Raw genomic sequence first — 16680 nt, forward strand, 5'->3', positions numbered from 1 at the left:
AAGGAAAAAACCGCAGCAATACCGAGGTATTGCGAGGATTTTTGACGCAGTATCGGCGGAAAAGGCGCATTTTATATGTGGCAAGAAGAGTGCAGCACCACACTAGTGCAACTGGTGGCTGCGATATTCGCCGTCCGCGCCATCATCGTCTTCATCATCGTCGTGATGATGGCCGTGGGCACCATGCACATGGCCATGGGCGATTTCTTCTTCCGACGCTTCGCGCACATCGTCGACGGTCAGGCTGAAACGCAAGGCAATGCCAGCCAGAGGGTGATTACCATCGAGCACCACTTTATCTTCAGCGATATCGGTCACGGTAAAAATATGGGCGTCGTCATCTTCAGAATCTGAAGACTCTCCGGATTCTTCTGGCATACCTTCGAACTGCATACCCACTTCAAGCGGAGAAGGGAAACGCTCGCGCGGCTCGACCTTGACCAAAGCGGCATCATAATCACCAAAGGCATCTTCAGGATTGAGCTGTATCGTGGCACTAAAGCCTTTTTCCTTGCCTTCCAGGGCTTCTTCTATCTTGGGGAAGACCTGATCGTACCCGCCATGCAAGTACACCATAGGGTCTTGCCCGTCTTCAATCAGATTGTCTTGTGCGTCTTTCAAGGTGTAGCGCGCGGTAACAACTGAATTTTTGCCTATCTTCATAGCAATTCCTTAAAAATTTATCTGCTTCCGGATTATACCCGTCTAGTCGAGTGCTTTGCCTCGGCCTATAATGCGGGCATGAAAAAAATCACCTCATCCCTCCCCTTGCTTGGCGGCATCTCAGCCGAAGAGTTTCTCAGTGAATACTGGCACAAGAAGCCTTTGCTGATCCGTCAGGCCATTCCCGGCTTTCAGCCTTTGCTGGCCAAGACCGATTTGTTTGACATGGCAGGTCGCGACGATGTTGAATCCCGCCTGATCAGCTTTTTTGGCAAGCATTGGGAAATGCAGTCCGGCCCACATGAGCAGATACCAGTTAAGGAAAAGAAAGACTGGACTCTTCTGCTACAAGGCGTCAACCTGCACAATGATGCGGCAGACGCCCTGCTGAGGCAATTCCGTTTCATTCCCGATAGCAGGCTGGACGACCTGATGATCAGCTATGCGGCGGATGGCGGCGGCGTCGGACCGCATTTCGATTCTTATGATGTCTTCCTGCTGCAGGCATATGGTCAACGAAAATGGCGCATAGGCGCGCAAAAGGATTTGACTCTGATAGAAGGCATGCCTTTGAAAATTTTGCGCAACTTCAAGGCCGAACAAGAGTTTGTGCTGGAACCCGGCGATATGTTGTACCTGCCGCCCAACTATGCGCATGATGGCGTGGCAATCGGCGAATGCATGACTTACTCCATCGGTTTCCGCGCTCCGTCCTACCAGGAACTGGGCGAGTCTTTCCTACATTTCATGTCTGAATCCATAGACTTGCCAGGACGCTATGCCGACCCTGACTTGAAATCCAGCGCCAAACCGGCTGAAATCAGTACAGAAATGCTGAACGATATCTCGGCCGAAATCGCCAAGATACGCTTCACCGATGATGACATCCTGATCTTCCTGGGTGAACACCTGACCGAACCCAAGCCCAGCGTCTTCTTTACCGGACCAGAGAAACCATTGACGCCCAAGCGCTTCCAGCAATCTGCCATCAAGAATGGCTTGAAGCTGTCGCGCAAATCCCAGATGTTATACAAAGGCAAACATGTCTTCATCAACGGCGAATCCTTTGCTGTTGGCAGGGAAGACAAGATGTGCCTGACGCTGCTGGCGAACCAAAGGGAACTCGATGGTAGCGATATCACGAATATCTCTGCCGACGTGCTGGAAGCATTTTGCTTATGGTACGAAGATGGCTGGCTGGAAATCCGTTAATTGCCTAAAAACAACGAAAACACATGTCGCAGCGCAGCATTCGAATTAAAATTTGAAAAGAAATTTTCGTCTTTTGAAGGCTAATTTTCAAGTAAAAGTTGGAAACCACCACTAAAATTGCCCTCTAACCTATAAATAATGACAGATTTGAGTGCAAAAATGCATCTATGCCTATTCCAACAATGGAAAAATCATTATAATTCCGGGTTAGGAAACTTTCGTAGGGGCCGAATGTCGTTTTGGCGAGAAGCTCGCGAATTAACCTATAGAGCGATAATTACCGGTAATTATTCATCGCAACGTTTTGATCTTCTTTTTTGATCTATTTATTGAAAGTACAAACATGAAAAAATCACTCTTGCTCGTTTCCCTGTTGGCAATCGCTTTGGCTGCTTGCGGCAAAAAAGAAGAGGCAGCATCTGCTTCTGCAGCAGCTTCCGTAGCAGCTCCAGCTCCAGCATCTGCTCCAGCAGAAGCCCCAGCAGCAGCTCCTGCTCCAGCAGCAGCATCTGATGCAGCAGCAGCTTCTGGCGCAGCGCCAGCAGCTTCCGCAGCAGCATCTGCTCCAGCAGCAGCTTCCGCATCTGCATCCAAGTAATTTTTAATTACTTAAGAAAAACCGGCCCTTGGGTCGGTTTTTTTTCGCCTTTTACAAACCTGTCGCTCCCATTTTCTGGCGGCACGCATGCCAATATCAGCAGCCTGCCATAGCAAAGAATACGCAGTGCTGGAAAAAAGTGAAAGAAGTGAAAGTTACAAAAAAAGCCACGACAAGTCGTGGCTTTTTTAAAGTGGGATCACTTATTTTTTCAATACCAACTCGCCAGGCAGGCTATGCAGATATGCTGCAATATTTTGAATGTCATCATTCGACAATTCTTTTGCCTTCGGGCCCATGGTTGCATTAGTACGGCCATTGGCACTCGCCACATCGCCACCGCGCTTGTAAGATTTCAGGGCTTGCGCCAGGTAATCAACATGCTGGCCAGCCAGTTTTGGATAGGATGGATCTTTCGGGCTACTGAAATTTACGCCGTGGCAAGAAGCACAGTCGAATTTTATAACCGCAGCTTTGCCGGCTTCAATATTGCCACCTGCCAGTGCTGCGAAAGATGCCATAGACAACAGCGTTGCCAACACAATAGATTTCTTCATGGTTCGCTCCTGTTTTTATTTTTGTTGGGAATAGTAAGCTGCCAGATCAGCGATGTCCTGTTCGGACAGGCTGCCAGCAATACCGCGCATGCTTGGATGCTTGCGATCACCTTTTTGATAGGCTTTCAAGGCATTTTCAATGTACTTGGCGGATTGGCCACCGATCATGGGCACTTGATACACTTCCGGGAAGGTAGCCTTGTAACCTGGAATGCCGTGGCAACCTATACACATAGCGATTTTTTTGTCGGCAGCATCTTTAGCATTGCCAACCGGATCTGCTGCCGCAGCAGCTTGAGCGAAACTCGCCATGGCGAGGAGTGCAAACAATTTTTTCATAGTAGCGATTATTAATTTAGCTGGCAGATCAATAAATACAGTGTTTTGATATAACTCAGCATTTTAGCCGATTACAAGCAGATTTGCGCAAAAAACCTGCCCCCTATTATCTGTTGAAAGATGAAAATGCTGCATTTATGCAATCCAGCATGGCGTTTTTCATGCACGCTCCGGACTTTCATTGGGATTGCTTTCGCAAAAAAAGAACAGGCGTTCACAAGAGGGCAAATTCTGGCTTATACTCTTCAAACAGTTTTATGACGCAATGCATGTTATTCGTGCGTGGCCACCTGTGTGGTTTTGCGTAAATCCTAAATATAAATTCCGGGTACAAACCATGACGCAAGTCCCTAATAATTTACGCTTTGACGGTGCCGATAATTATGTCGCCACCGATGACCTGAAACTGGCCGTGAATGCAGCCCTGAGTCTGCAGCGCCCGCTATTGATCAAGGGCGAACCCGGCACAGGCAAAACCATGCTGGCAGAAGAAGTTGCCGCAGCCCTCAACATGCCGCTGATGCAATGGCATATCAAATCCACGACCAAGGCCCAGCAAGGTCTGTACGAATATGATGCCGTCTCGCGCCTGCGCGATTCACAACTCGGCGATGAAAGAGTCAAGGACATCCACAATTACATCATCAAGGGTGTACTGTGGCAGGCCTTTACAGCCGACGAGCCGGTGGTATTGCTGATTGATGAAATCGACAAGGCCGATATCGAATTCCCGAATGACCTGTTGCGCGAACTCGACCGCATGGAATTTTATGTCTATGAAACGCGTGAAATGGTCAGGGCCAAACATCGCCCGCTGGTCATCATCACGTCGAATAATGAAAAAGAATTGCCAGATGCCTTCCTGCGTCGCTGCTTCTTCCACTACATCAAGTTTCCCGACAAGGAAACCATGCAGAAAATCGTCGACGTGCATTTCCCGAAACTAAAATCGGATTTACTGGCACAAGCCCTGCAGACCTTTTATGAAATCCGTGATGTTGCCGGCTTGAAGAAAAAACCATCCACCTCAGAATTCATAGACTGGCTGAAGCTCTTGCTGGCCGAAGACATTCCATTGGAAGCCATGCGCAGCAAGGACAACAAAGCCATCGTCCCGCCGCTGCACGGTGCCCTGCTGAAAAATGAACAGGACGTGCATCTGTTTGAACGCCTGGTCTTCATGTCACGCACCAATCGCTAGTCAACACCCCAAGCATTATTGAATAAAAAAATGGCACTGTCATATCCTTGGATATGCAGTGCCTTTTTAATATTACCGGTATTTATACCAATGCTTCGTCTATGCGATTGCTTTCAGTATTCTGTCATTATATTTTGATGTCGCATCTTACTCAAAGCAATCTCAAAATAATTACTGCGCCTGCTTCAACTGTTCCAGGATGGCTGGATTTTCCAGCGTAGAGATATCCTGGGTAATTTCCTCACCCTTTGCCAGCACACGCAACAAGCGACGCATGATTTTACCTGATCGGGTTTTTGGCAGGTTATCACCAAAACGGATTTCCTTGGGTTTGGCAATTGGTCCAATTTCTTTCGCTACCCAGTTGCGCAATTCAGTAGCTATCTGTTTCGCTTCTTCGCCGGTAGGGCGTGACCGCTTCAAAACCACGAAAGCACAAATTGCCTCACCAGTGGTTTCATCTGGCTTGCCGACCACGGCAGCTTCGGCAACCAGCGGATTGGCGACCAGAGCCGATTCAATTTCCATGGTACCCATGCGGTGTCCAGAAACATTGAGCACATCATCAATACGGCCAGTAATGGTGAAGTAGCCGGTATCCTTATTGCGGATGGCACCATCACCCGCCAGATAGACCTTGCCACCGAACTCTTCCGGAAAATAACTCTTTTTGAATCGTTCAGGATCACCCCAGATGGTACGTATCATCGATGGCCATGGACGTTTCACCACCAGAATACCGCCCTGCCCGTTTGGTAAATCATGGCCTGTCTCATCCACAATCGCGGCCATAATGCCAGGCAAAGGCAAGGTGCAGGAACCTGGCACCAGCGGTGTCGCGCCTGGCAATGGGCTCATCATGTGGCCACCGGTTTCGGTCTGCCAGAACGTATCAACGACCGGGCAATTGCCACGCCCGATATGGTTGTAATACCACATCCAGGCTTCCGGATTGATAGGCTCACCCACGGAACCCAGCAGGCGCAGCGAAGACAGATCGAACTTGTCCGGATGGATAGCCGCATCACCATCTGCTGCCTTGATCAGTGAGCGGATAGCCGTTGGTGCGGTATAGAAAATAGTCGCCTTGTGTTTTTCTATCATGCTCCAGAAGCGGCCTGCATTCGGGAAGGTAGGCACACCTTCAAACACGATTTCAGTTGCGCCCGCGGCCAGCGGACCATAGGTAATATAGGTATGGCCAGTGACCCAGCCGATGTCAGCAGTACACCAGAACACGTCTGCTGGCTTGATGTCGAAGGTCCATTTCATGGTCAGAATCGCCCACAGCAGATACCCGCCCGACGAATGCTGCACACCTTTTGGCTTGCCGGTGGAACCGGACGTGTACAGGATGAACAAGGGATGTTCGGCGCTGACCCATTCAGGTTCGCAGACTGCAGATTGGGTGGCAACCAGTTCATGCATCCACAAATCACGTCCAGCGGCGACCTTGAGGTTACCGCCAGTGCGTTTGTAAATAATGACATTCTTTACTTTTTCACAATCACCAAGTGCCAGTGCCTCGTCAACGATGGTTTTGAGTGGCAGATGTTTACCGCCACGCACTTGTTCGTCTGCAGTGATAACCGCCACTGCACCCACGTCCACAATACGTTCTTGCAGCGACTTGGCAGAAAAACCACCAAACACCACCGAATGCGTCGCACCTATACGGGCACAGGCCTGCATGGCAACCACACCTTCTACCGACATCGGCATATAGATAACGACGCGGTCACCCTTGACTATGCCCAATGATTTCAGGCCATTGGCAAACTGGCAGACTTTTTGATGCAGTTGCTGGTAAGTGATCTTGGTGACATCGCCACCATCCGCTTCAAATATCAGTGCGACCTTGTCAGCATTACCATTTTGCAGATTCACATCGAGGCAATTGTAGGAAACATTCAGCAAGCCATCTTCAAACCATTTGTACATCGGCGCATTTGATTCGTCGAGTGTGGTTTGGAAAGGTTTGTGCCAGTGCAGATTTTCACGCGCCAGGCGGGCCCAGAAGCCTTCATAGTCCTGTTCGGCTTCCTGGCACAATGCATTGTAAGCATCCATGCCCGAGACAGCGGCATTGGCGGCAAAAGCGGCAGGTGGATAGAAAATGCGGGATTCGGCTTTGCCTTCGTATTGAGCAGCATTTTGAGCAGCATTAAGGTCAGACATTTGTATCTCCAACTTGTTATAGTTTGATTGAAATCATCACTACTGTTGAGCCAGCACAAAATTCTTATCGATCGATAAGTCATTTCACGCACCCCGGCGAGCCTTCATGACCCATTCTGCATTCAGTATAGGCGTCAGATCAGCACAGCTGCCATGCACAAAGTAGTTTTTACACACGCCAACCTTAAACTTGGAGACTTACTCAGGCCTTACGGTTGCTTTTATGGAAAATAATACCACAAAGATACCATTCAATTGCCACTACATGCCTGAACATTTCAGCCTTACCACACGAGCCCTGCAGGGCCATGTAAAATATCGCTTTGCCTTACATCACGCGTTCCACTGTTGCCCATCAAGCAGATTGTAAACATGTCAAAACCAGAATCTCCAGTAAAACTTTCCCCTCTTGCCAGCTTGATTTTTTTCAGCCGCTGGCTGCAACTTCCTCTTTATCTGGGTTTGATACTCGCACAATGCGTGTACGTCTTTCATTTTTGGGTTGAACTGGTCGATTTGATCGGTGCCGCCATGGGCAATGAAGCTGCCCTGAAACATATCGTCGATGCCGTTGCTACCGGCAGCGTCAAACCGACCAAGCTGACTGAAACCACCATCATGCTGGTGGTACTGGGCCTGATTGACGTCGTCATGATTTCCAACCTGCTGATCATGGTCATTATTGGTGGCTATGAAACCTTTGTATCCCGCCTGGGACTGGATGGCCACCCTGACCAGCCAGAATGGCTGTCGCACGTCAACGCATCCGTACTGAAAGTCAAACTGGCGATGGCGATCATCGGCATCTCGTCTATCCATTTGTTGAAGACCTTCATCAATGCAGGCAATTATGAGCCGCATGTAGTGCTGGCACAGACTGGCATACATCTGGTGTTTTTGTTATCTGCGCTGGCCATTGCACATTGCGACCGGATCATGACCCAAACTGCGCAAGCAGCCAGTAAGCATTAAAGTACAGAATATTGCGCGCATTCATATTTAGAGATATACCGTTTTCCTTCACCTAGCCAAGAGCCATATCATGACAGTCATCAAGCAAGACGATCTGATCGAATCCGTAGCCGCTGCGCTGCAGTACATCAGCTATTATCATCCAGCCGACTATATCGCCCATCTGGCGCGCGCCTATGAGGCAGAACAAAGCCCCGCCGCCAAGGATGCGATTGCGCAGATTCTGACCAATTCGCGCATGTGCGCCGAAGGTCGTCGCCCGATCTGCCAGGACACCGGCATCGTCAATGTGTTTCTGAAAATCGGCATGAGCGTACGTTTTGAAGGCTTCAGCGGCTCCATCATTGATGCCGTAAATGAAGGTGTACGTCGTGGCTACAATGATCCGGACAACAAGCTGCGCGCCTCCATCGTCGCCGACCCGCACTTCGAACGTAAAAATACCAAGGACAACACACCGGCTGTCGTGCACATGGAACTGGTACCCGGCGATACGGTGGATGTCAAAGTCGCAGCCAAAGGCGGTGGTTCTGAGAATAAAACCAAGTTCGTCATGCTGAACCCGTCTGATTCCCTGATTGACTGGGTCATGAAAACCGTACCTACCATGGGCGCGGGCTGGTGTCCTCCCGGCATGCTGGGTATAGGCATAGGCGGCACCGCCGAGAAAGCCATGCTGATGGCGAAAGAATCCCTGATGGATGACATCGACATGTATGAACTCAAGCAACGCGGCCCACAAAACAAGACTGAAGAATTGCGCATAGAGTTGTGCGATAAGATCAATGCACTGGGCATAGGCGCGCAGGGCCTGGGCGGTTTGACTACCGTGCTGGATGTCAAGATCAACATGTACCCTACCCATGCCGCATCGAAACCCGTTGCCATGATCCCGAACTGCGCGGCGACCCGCCATGCGCATTTCGTACTCGACGGTTCTGGTCCCAGCTATATCGAACCACCAAAACTGTCTGACTGGCCAGATGTAAGCTGGGCACCTGATACAGAAAAATCCAAGCGCGTAGATTTGAACACCCTGACCAGGGAAGAAGTCGCGTCCTGGAAACCAGGCCAGACCCTGCTGTTGAACGGCAAAATGCTGACCGGCCGCGATGCCGCTCACAAGCGTATTCAAGACATGCTGGCCAAAGGCGAGCAATTACCTGTCGATTTCACCAACCGCGTGATTTACTACGTCGGCCCGGTTGATCCGGTACGTGATGAAGCAGTTGGTCCGGCTGGCCCGACGACAGCTACCCGCATGGATAAATTCACCGATATGATGCTGGAAAAAACCGGTCTGATTTCCATGATAGGCAAGGCAGAACGCGGCCCGGTCGCCATCGAATCCATACGCAAACACCAGTCTGCCTACCTGATGGCAGTCGGTGGCGCCGCTTACCTGGTATCGAAAGCAATCAAATCAGCTACCGTGGTTGGTTTTGCTGACCTGGGCATGGAAGCCATTTATGAATTTGATGTCGTCGATATGCCAGTCACGGTTGCAGTTGATTCCACAGGTACATCTGTCCACAATACCGGCCCTAGAGAATGGCAGGCTAAAATCGGCATCATCCCGGTCAGCGCCTGAGTACGTACCTGACATGAACACCCCTGCATGACACACGAAACCTCTGCGCCTATAGGGGTGTTTGATTCCGGAATTGGTGGCCTGTCAGTTTTACGGCACATAAAACAGACATTGCCGAATGAATCTCTGTCGTATGTGGCCGATTCCGGTTTTGCGCCCTATGGCGATAAATCTGCAGCCCTGATACTCGAACGCAGTATCGCGGTGACAGAATTTTTGCTCAGCCAACAGATCAAGGCCCTGGTGATCGCCTGCAACACGGCGACGGCTGCTGCCATTGCCCATTTGCGTCTGCATTATCCCGAACTGATCATTGTCGGCATGGAGCCGGGACTGAAACCCGCAGCCCTGCTCAGCCAGACTAAAACCGTCGGCGTTCTGGCGACACGCTCCACCCTGCAAAGCGATAAATACCAGCGCCTGCGTTCGCAGTTAAGCATAGAAACCGGGGTTGAATTTATTTCGCAGGCTTGTGTTGGCCTGGTCGATCAGATTGAGAAAGCGGATATCGATTCAGAACAGATACGCATCCTGCTGAAACAATACCTGACACCTTTACTGGATGCCAATGCCGATACCCTGGTGCTGGGTTGCACGCATTACCCTCTGGTTGCCGATCTCATACGTGAACTTATACCTGAACTTATGCTTGAACCTATGACCCGGCATGTCACTACCAGCACAGCAGTGCAACTGGTAGATACCGGCCAGGCAGTCGCCCTGCACTTGCAACGCCTGTTGGTACAGCGCGGGCTGGACATTAAAACTGATGTAAAACCTGCTTTTACCGCCTACGCTAGTGGCAATATTCAACGCTTGCAGCAAGCCTGTATACAATGGCTGCACATCGCACACAAAGATGTCCGCATGGCAGCGCTAAATACCTGATCTCCAGCACTTACACCCTGGATCACAAAAACTTACTGCCTCATCACCGGTGCCGGCAACACCAGATTCGTCGCCTTGGAAATGGCGCTCCACAGCACGCCAACAACCGCATTCCAGACCTTTTCTATGGTCACCATCAGCAAGCCGCGCAAGGTTTTTGCAAAACTCAGGGCCATGTCTTCCAAACCATCCAGGAAAAACTGCTGGGTTTCCGGGGTAATCTGCTTGGTTAATATACCGGTGCTTACCAGCCCTGCTTGTTGCGCAATGGCTTTTAATTGCTGCTGGGTGAAGCCACGCAAGGCAGTCACGTCGGTTTGCAAAACGCCTGTGGCAGCAGCCTGCATATCGGCGACAAGTTGGTCAAGATCAAGTGACATGGTGTTCTTCCTTCTGCATATTGCTGCAAGTTATCTCTACAAGTTGCGCTACAAAAATCAGCACAACAAATTAGCGCTGCAAGAAATTTTCGTAAGTGATGGCCTGATCCAGATAGATCACGGCCTGACCTTTGAATGCCAGCACCTCATAGGCTGTCACGCCTTGCTGGCGGTCGGTATCGCGCATTTTGCCCAGGGTGTCCGAGACTTTCTTGATCGCATAGGCACTGGGTGGTGTGCTGTCATCATCCACCATGCCCGTGCTGCCGCGCTTGTCGAGTGCGCGATTGATGGCATCGGTCACTTTGTTCTTTGGCATGGGGCGGGCACCGGCTTGCAGACTCAGTGCGTCCAGCCGTCCTATGAGTGAATTATATTGATCGGCACGACTGGCGAAGCTGCTTTTATCCGTACCATTTGAAGCACTGGCAAACAGGATCATGGTATCGGTATTGACTGCAGCTAATCCAGCAACCACAGTTTTATCATAGGCTGGGGCCAGTTGCGTGGCGCAGGCAGCCAGCATCACGCATAGGCCAAGCAGCCATAAACGCGTCAATAACAGAATACTTGTAGTCCGCTTCATGGCTCTCCACATTTCATGCTGTCAAAAACTTTATATTAACATCATGGAATGCAATTTCAACCAATATACTAGGGCGTGTTGACCTATCTTTTAGGCAAGCAAATGGATTTGAAACCTTGTCTGGCTAGGCGTGCGGAGCGCTGCTTGGTGATCCAAGTGAGCGACGCACAACAACGCCAGGCGAGGTTTCGGACCCATTCCCTCCGGGTTCCCCCTAGGCGGGGCCCCCCATAGCGCGCGCTGGACTGCGTTGCACGTCTTGTCAGGGGCACCAGCCCTGACTGCGCCGCCCTTGCAGGGCGCATGTGCGCTGGTAGGCGCACATCGTTGCGCAGGCGGGCTGCATGCCGCCCGCAACCCCTGCTCCACCACATTGCCAGCCCGCGCTATGGGGGGAATGCTTTGCCTAAAAGATAGGTCAACACGCCCTAATACTGCAAGCTCATTTTGAGGTGGTTTTGCTTAGGGTATGAAAGAAGCCACAATACGTTTCGTGGCTTCATCATTTTTTTTCGATTGCTGCTGGCATAAGTCCGTTCAGATGCCCCTCATTCAAACACGGAGAATGAGGGGCAGCATAGATTTAAGCCAGCACCGCAGCAATGGCACTGGCCGTTGCTTCGACATTGCCAGTGTTCAAGCCAGCAACACACATGCGGCCAGAACGCACCAGGTAGACACCAAATTCTTCCTTCAGTCGATCACATTGTTCTGCCGTCAGGCCGGTATAGCTGAACATGCCACGCTGGGTCAGGAAATAGCTGAAATCACGGCCTGGCAGTTTGGCACTCAGTACATCATGCAATTTATGACGCATGAGCTGGATACGGTCGCGCATGGCAACCACTTCGGCTTCCCACATAGGGCGCAGTTCAGGGTCGCTGAGAACACGCGCCACCAGTTGGCCACCATGCAAAGGTGGGTTGGAATAATTGCGGCGTATCGTTGCCTTCAACTGTCCCAATACATTCACTGCCTGTGCTGCGTCCGGGCACACCACACTCAGTGCGCCACAACGTTCACCATACAGGCTCATGCTCTTGGAGAAAGAATTGGCGACAAAGAAGTTCAAACCTTCATCAGCCAGCAAACGCACGGCGTAGGCATCTTCTTCAATGCCATCACCATAACCCTGGTACGCCAGATCCAGGAAGGCAATCAATTCACGCTCTTTCAGCACAGGCACCAGTTGCTGCCACTGTGCCTTGGTCAAATCAACACCAGTAGGGTTATGACAGCAGGCGTGCAGCAAGACGATGCTTTTTTTTGCCGCAACTTTCAGAGCTTCCAGCATGGCATCAAAACGCAGGCCGCCAGTCGCGGCATCATAGTACGGATAGGTTTTGACCGTCAGGCCACAACCTTCAAATACGGCACGGTGATTATCCCAGGTGGGGTCACTGACCAGCATGCTACTTTCAGGGAAATAGCGTTTGATGAAATCACCACCAACCTTCAGGCCACCACTGGAACCGACCGATTGTATAGTCACCACACGGCCAGCCTTGACCGCCGCATTGTCAGCACCGAACAGCAAGTGCTGAACTGCTGTACGAAAATTGGCCGCACCTTCCATAGGCAAATAAGGGCGGGCACCGGCATCGGCCACTACCTTGTGTTCTGCTGCGCGGACAGAAGGCAGCATGGGAATCTTGCCAGCATCATCAAAATAAATACCGATGGACAAATTGATCTTGTTCGGACGAGGATCTTTGCCAAATGCCTCATTCAGGGACAAGATAGGATCGCCAGGGTAGGCTTCGACGTGCTGAAACATGATAAAACTCCAGATGGTTGGACATAAAATCAAAGCGGCATTGCTTGCATTTTCACCAAAACAAAATGCACTGACAATGTGCGTCATGCCGCTATTGTGACACAAGCCACCTTCAGCTTAGGATACAGCTGCCCTCTCACGTCAGTGAAAACTGTATTTTTCTGATTCAAACCGACATAAAAAATGCTGCCACCCTTCATAGGTGGCAGCATCAATTACCGCACAGCAATGTGATGGAATTAATGCCCGTGTGAGTGTTCCTCGGCTTCTACCGGCATATCACCACCGTTTTTACCTTCAAAAAAGAAAGGCTTGCGGGTTTTAGGTGTTTTCCCAATTTCATTCATGGTCGCTGATTCGTACAAGCGCCCATTCAACATGACATGGCTGACACGGTCTGACACGCGTATGTCTTTCAACACGTCACCATCGACGATCATCAAGTCTGCCAGCTTGCCGGTTTCCAGCGAACCCACATCCTTGTCCAGGCCTAGATAGCGCGCACCATTGATGGTGCCACTGCGTATCGCTTCCATCGGTGTCATGCCACCTTTGACCAGGGTCCAGAGTTCCCAATGGGCAGCCAATCCTTCACGCTGACCATGGGCCCCCAGATTGACCGGCACACCAGCACGCTGCAATGAGGTTGCCGTTTCTGCGACCCTGATGACATTGAAATCTTCTTCTGGTGCAGTTTCACGCCTGACGCTGCGCGGTTCCAGTACCGATTTGGGAACATATCTGGTCAGCAAAGGATGTTTCCATACGTCCGTGTGCGCATACCAGTAGTGTTCACCATCCAGGCCACCATAGGCAACCCCCAGTGTAGGCGTGTAACCAACCTGGGTTTGTGACCATAATTGCCGGACATCGTCATACACTTTTTCGACGGGTAAAGCATGTTCAACGCCGGTGTGGCCGTCGACCACCATGGTCATGTTGGTCTGGAATAATGAACCACCTTCAGGCACCACCATCATTTGTGTCTGTCGTGCTGCTTCCAGGACTTGCTGGCGTTGCTCGCGTCGTGGCTGGTTATAGCTCTTCACCGAAATTGCCCCGGCTGCCTTCAGGCGCTTCAGGTGCGTCAAGGCATCATCCAGGTTATTCACGATGGCGGCAAAATTACCCTTGGCACCGTACAGTATGGTACCGGTCGAGTAGATGCGTGGCCCCAACACTTGCCCGGCCTTTTGCAATTCACTCTGGGTAAAGATCTCGCCGGTATCGTTGGAAGGATCGTGGATAGTCGTTACCCCAAACGCCAGCGATGCATAGTTGACCCAGCTTTGCTGCGGGATAATGCCACTTTCCCCCATACCGCCATGCCAGTGCACATCTACCAGCCCTGGCAATACGGTTTTACCTTTTGCATCTATCTGGATGGCACCATCGGGCATGGCGATATCACTGGCTTTGCCTATGCTGACTATGCGGTTATCCCTGACCACGATGCGGCCATCGTCAATCACTTCATCGCCTTTCATGGTGACTATCCTGGCACCGGAAATCACCGTCAGACCGGTGGGCTTGTCGGCCTGCTGACGGAAGCCTATCTTGATGCCCTGCTCCACAGGTTTGGGCAATTCAACCGGCGCGCCTGGTACAAATGCGAAGGCGTCTTTCAGATCGCGGCTGAATAATTCATCGCCCAAAGAAAAATGAATACGCTTGCTGTCACCCGACCAGTGCAGATATTGCCCGGCATTCACGTCCAGTTGTTTGACAGGCAAGGCATCCATCTTCTGCCCTATGGTAACGGCCTTGCCCGCCAGCGGTAACGGTGTGACATAGGCATGATAACGCTCACCGAATGCCAGCCATTCACCATCTGGCGAAATCGCAAATTCACCGGCAAATTCACTTTTTGCCACAGACTGTTCAGGCTTGCCATCCAGCGGCAGACGTACCAGCGAAGTAGTCCAGTCAACCTCACCGGTAAATTGGGTACGTGTTACATACACGGCGCCGCTATCTTTGCCAAACTGGGGGGCACTGCCCTCGTCCGTCAGCAGGCGCGGCTCGGATTTGCCATCGACGCTTGCCAGAAAGACGCCGGTCTCCATCCCAAACCAGGGTGAGGTCAGGAAACCGCCCTTGGCTTTGACATAGGTGACTTGCTTGCCATCCGGTGAAAAACGCGCCTGTATATATTTGCCTGGCGCCTTGGTGACCACGGTTTCTTTGCCGCTGGCCAGATCCATCACCCTGACTGAACCCAGTTTTTCATCATTCCAGCTACTGAAAACCACTGATTTTCCATCACGTGAAAAACTGGGGAAGAATTCAAAATGGGTATTTTGCGTCGTCAGACGGTGCGGCGTGCCATTTGGCAAGTCTTTGACATAGATATGTCCCAGTGCCGAATACACGACTTTATCGCCCTGCGGTGCCACATTCACCCAGCGCAACTGATGCACATCAAACTGATCAGGCGCAACCTCATGCGGGAAACGCAGGGCATCACGGACTTCACGCGTGTCTTTCACATGGAAAGGAATTTCCACAGCCTTGTGAGAGAACGGATCAAGACGCCAGATCTTGCCCTTGGCCCAGACCACAATTTCCTTACTGCCGGGCATCCAGGCGAACGCCGGATAAACACCCTGTATGGCCCAGGCTTCCTGCATGTCACGTTCCAGTTCTGGCCAGGCTGCCGCCTCTTCACCGGTCTGCAAGTTCTTCAGGAATAAGGTGGACTGATTGCGCACGCGGCGTACAAATGCCAGGTATTTGCCGTCTGGCGAAGGAACCGGACGTACCGCGCCACCAGGGCCGCTGACCAGGGCCTTGACCTTGCCATCCTGCATGTCGCGACGGAAAATCTGGTAAATCTGCCCGTTGGAATTTTTATTGTATTCAAAGGAAGTGCCAGGTGTAGTGTCCTGCGAATAATAGATATAGCGTCCATCCGGCGAAAATGCCGGTTCACCCAGATCTTTTTGCCAGTTTGGCTTTTCATTCAACTGCACGCCAGTACCACCGCTTTGATGGTACAGCCAGATTTCACCAGACCCCAATGAGCGGGTGCCAGTATAGTGCTTGCGCGCTGCAATATATTGGCCGTTCGGGTGCCAGACCGGGTTATTCAGGAGACGAAAGTCTTCCTTGCTGACCGCATGCGCATTGCTGCCATCAACATTCATGACCCAGACATTGTCACCACCACCAGCATCAGACATGTACGCAATCTGCTTGCCGTCAGGTGAAAAACGCGCCTGCATTTCCCAGGCCATGGAATGGGTCAGCGCCGTGGCTTCGCCGCCAGCAATCGGCAGCGTATACAAATCACCGAGCAGATCAAAGACCAGTTGTTTGCCGTCGGGGCTGACATCCACACTCATCCAGGTGCCGCTGCGCGTGTCGATATTGACTGTTCTGCTTTCGCCAGGAGGATGATTGACATCCCATTTCTTTTTCTCTGCATCCGGCTTGGCAGTTGGTTCTGCCGCCAATGCCGGCAAACACAGCATGACAGCCCATGCCACCGGCAATAGTCGTGAAACACCCATACACTTCCCCCTCGTTAGTTTTTATCTGGTTTTGATCTGGTTTTTCTTTGGCTCTTATTTGGATCTTATGTGCCTCTTATGTGTCTCTTATTGGCTTTTTTGATAGCCAATAATGACAGGCAATAATATATCCAAAGCATATCAGCCAGATCGTTTCAGATGCATCCTCAGGCAAAAAGTTCCCTATGACAAGCTGTCACCATGCAGTATTCCCCGGCAATATCTT

14 protein-coding genes are annotated in these 16680 nt (G+C 51.1%); 6 read left to right on the forward strand and 8 right to left on the reverse strand.

Going from position 1 to position 16680, the window contains the following annotated elements; translation table 11 throughout:
* Positions 1 to 102: 102 nt before the first annotated feature.
* Entirely contained in the window at positions 103 to 663 is a 561-nt protein-coding gene (locus ACO0K9_RS04195) for an FKBP-type peptidyl-prolyl cis-trans isomerase (protein ID WP_422982065.1), read from the reverse strand.
* A gap of 78 nt (positions 664 to 741) precedes the next feature.
* Between ACO0K9_RS04195 and ACO0K9_RS04200 the strand changes: the two genes are divergently transcribed.
* Both ACO0K9_RS04200 and ACO0K9_RS04205 read left to right on the forward strand, forming a co-directional pair.
* Entirely contained in the window at positions 742 to 1875 is a 1134-nt protein-coding gene (locus ACO0K9_RS04200) for a JmjC domain-containing protein (RefSeq protein WP_422982067.1), read from the forward strand.
* 343 nt (positions 1876 to 2218) lie between these two features.
* Positions 2219 to 2473 carry a hypothetical protein gene (locus ACO0K9_RS04205; protein ID WP_422982528.1) on the forward strand — a complete coding sequence of 85 codons (255 nt, stop codon included), beginning with the start codon at positions 2219 to 2221 and terminating at the stop codon, positions 2471 to 2473.
* A 203-nt stretch (positions 2474 to 2676) separates the two neighbouring features.
* Here the strand turns inward: ACO0K9_RS04205 and ACO0K9_RS04210 are convergent, their stop codons facing one another.
* Positions 2677 to 3030: a c-type cytochrome gene (locus ACO0K9_RS04210; protein WP_422982070.1), complete on the reverse strand. Its 354-nt coding sequence runs from the start codon at positions 3028 to 3030 to the stop codon at positions 2677 to 2679.
* A 15-nt stretch (positions 3031 to 3045) separates the two neighbouring features.
* A complete protein-coding gene (locus ACO0K9_RS04215; RefSeq protein WP_422982072.1) occupies positions 3046 to 3369 on the reverse strand; it encodes a c-type cytochrome in 324 nt (107 codons plus the stop codon).
* Between the two features lie 337 nt (positions 3370 to 3706).
* Between ACO0K9_RS04215 and ACO0K9_RS04220 the strand changes: the two genes are divergently transcribed.
* The gene (locus ACO0K9_RS04220; RefSeq protein ID WP_422982074.1) at positions 3707 to 4570 is read left to right on the forward strand and encodes an AAA family ATPase; all 864 of its coding nucleotides are present in this window, start codon (positions 3707 to 3709) and stop codon (positions 4568 to 4570) included.
* Positions 4571 to 4741: 171 nt separating this feature from the next.
* Here the strand turns inward: ACO0K9_RS04220 and acs are convergent, their stop codons facing one another.
* Positions 4742 to 6748, reverse strand: coding sequence for an acetate--CoA ligase (acs, locus tag ACO0K9_RS04225; protein ID WP_422982076.1), 2007 nt, complete (start codon positions 6746 to 6748; stop codon positions 4742 to 4744).
* A 372-nt stretch (positions 6749 to 7120) separates the two neighbouring features.
* Here acs and ACO0K9_RS04230 point away from each other — a divergent pair, with 372 nt between their 5' ends.
* The 3 genes from ACO0K9_RS04230 (at position 7121) to murI (ending at position 10199) form a co-directional block, all read left to right on the forward strand.
* Positions 7121 to 7720: a TIGR00645 family protein gene (locus ACO0K9_RS04230; protein ID WP_422982078.1), complete on the forward strand. Its 600-nt coding sequence runs from the start codon at positions 7121 to 7123 to the stop codon at positions 7718 to 7720.
* Between the two features lie 70 nt (positions 7721 to 7790).
* A complete protein-coding gene (locus ACO0K9_RS04235; protein WP_422982080.1) occupies positions 7791 to 9311 on the forward strand; it encodes a fumarate hydratase in 1521 nt (506 codons plus the stop codon).
* Between the two features lie 27 nt (positions 9312 to 9338).
* Complete coding sequence (gene murI, locus ACO0K9_RS04240; RefSeq protein ID WP_422982082.1) at positions 9339 to 10199, forward strand: glutamate racemase; 861 nt, start codon at positions 9339 to 9341, stop codon at positions 10197 to 10199.
* A 32-nt stretch (positions 10200 to 10231) separates the two neighbouring features.
* Here murI and ACO0K9_RS04245 read toward each other — a convergent pair whose 3' ends face one another.
* The 4 genes from ACO0K9_RS04245 to ACO0K9_RS04260 form a co-directional block, all read right to left on the reverse strand.
* Positions 10232 to 10579 (reverse strand): hypothetical protein, encoded by a 348-nt coding sequence (locus ACO0K9_RS04245; protein WP_422982084.1) that lies wholly within the window; start codon positions 10577 to 10579, stop codon positions 10232 to 10234.
* Between the two features lie 70 nt (positions 10580 to 10649).
* Complete coding sequence (locus tag ACO0K9_RS04250) at positions 10650 to 11165, reverse strand: hypothetical protein (protein ID WP_422982086.1); 516 nt, start codon at positions 11163 to 11165, stop codon at positions 10650 to 10652.
* A gap of 583 nt (positions 11166 to 11748) precedes the next feature.
* Entirely contained in the window at positions 11749 to 12942 is a 1194-nt protein-coding gene (locus ACO0K9_RS04255) for an aromatic amino acid transaminase (protein ID WP_422982088.1), read from the reverse strand.
* Between the two features lie 239 nt (positions 12943 to 13181).
* Complete coding sequence (locus ACO0K9_RS04260; RefSeq protein WP_422982090.1) at positions 13182 to 16454, reverse strand: amidohydrolase family protein; 3273 nt, start codon at positions 16452 to 16454, stop codon at positions 13182 to 13184.
* Positions 16455 to 16680 lie beyond the last annotated feature (226 nt).

This window comes from Undibacterium sp. Ji50W (genome assembly GCF_049340445.1).
Taxonomy (GTDB): domain Bacteria; phylum Pseudomonadota; class Gammaproteobacteria; order Burkholderiales; family Burkholderiaceae_D; genus Undibacterium.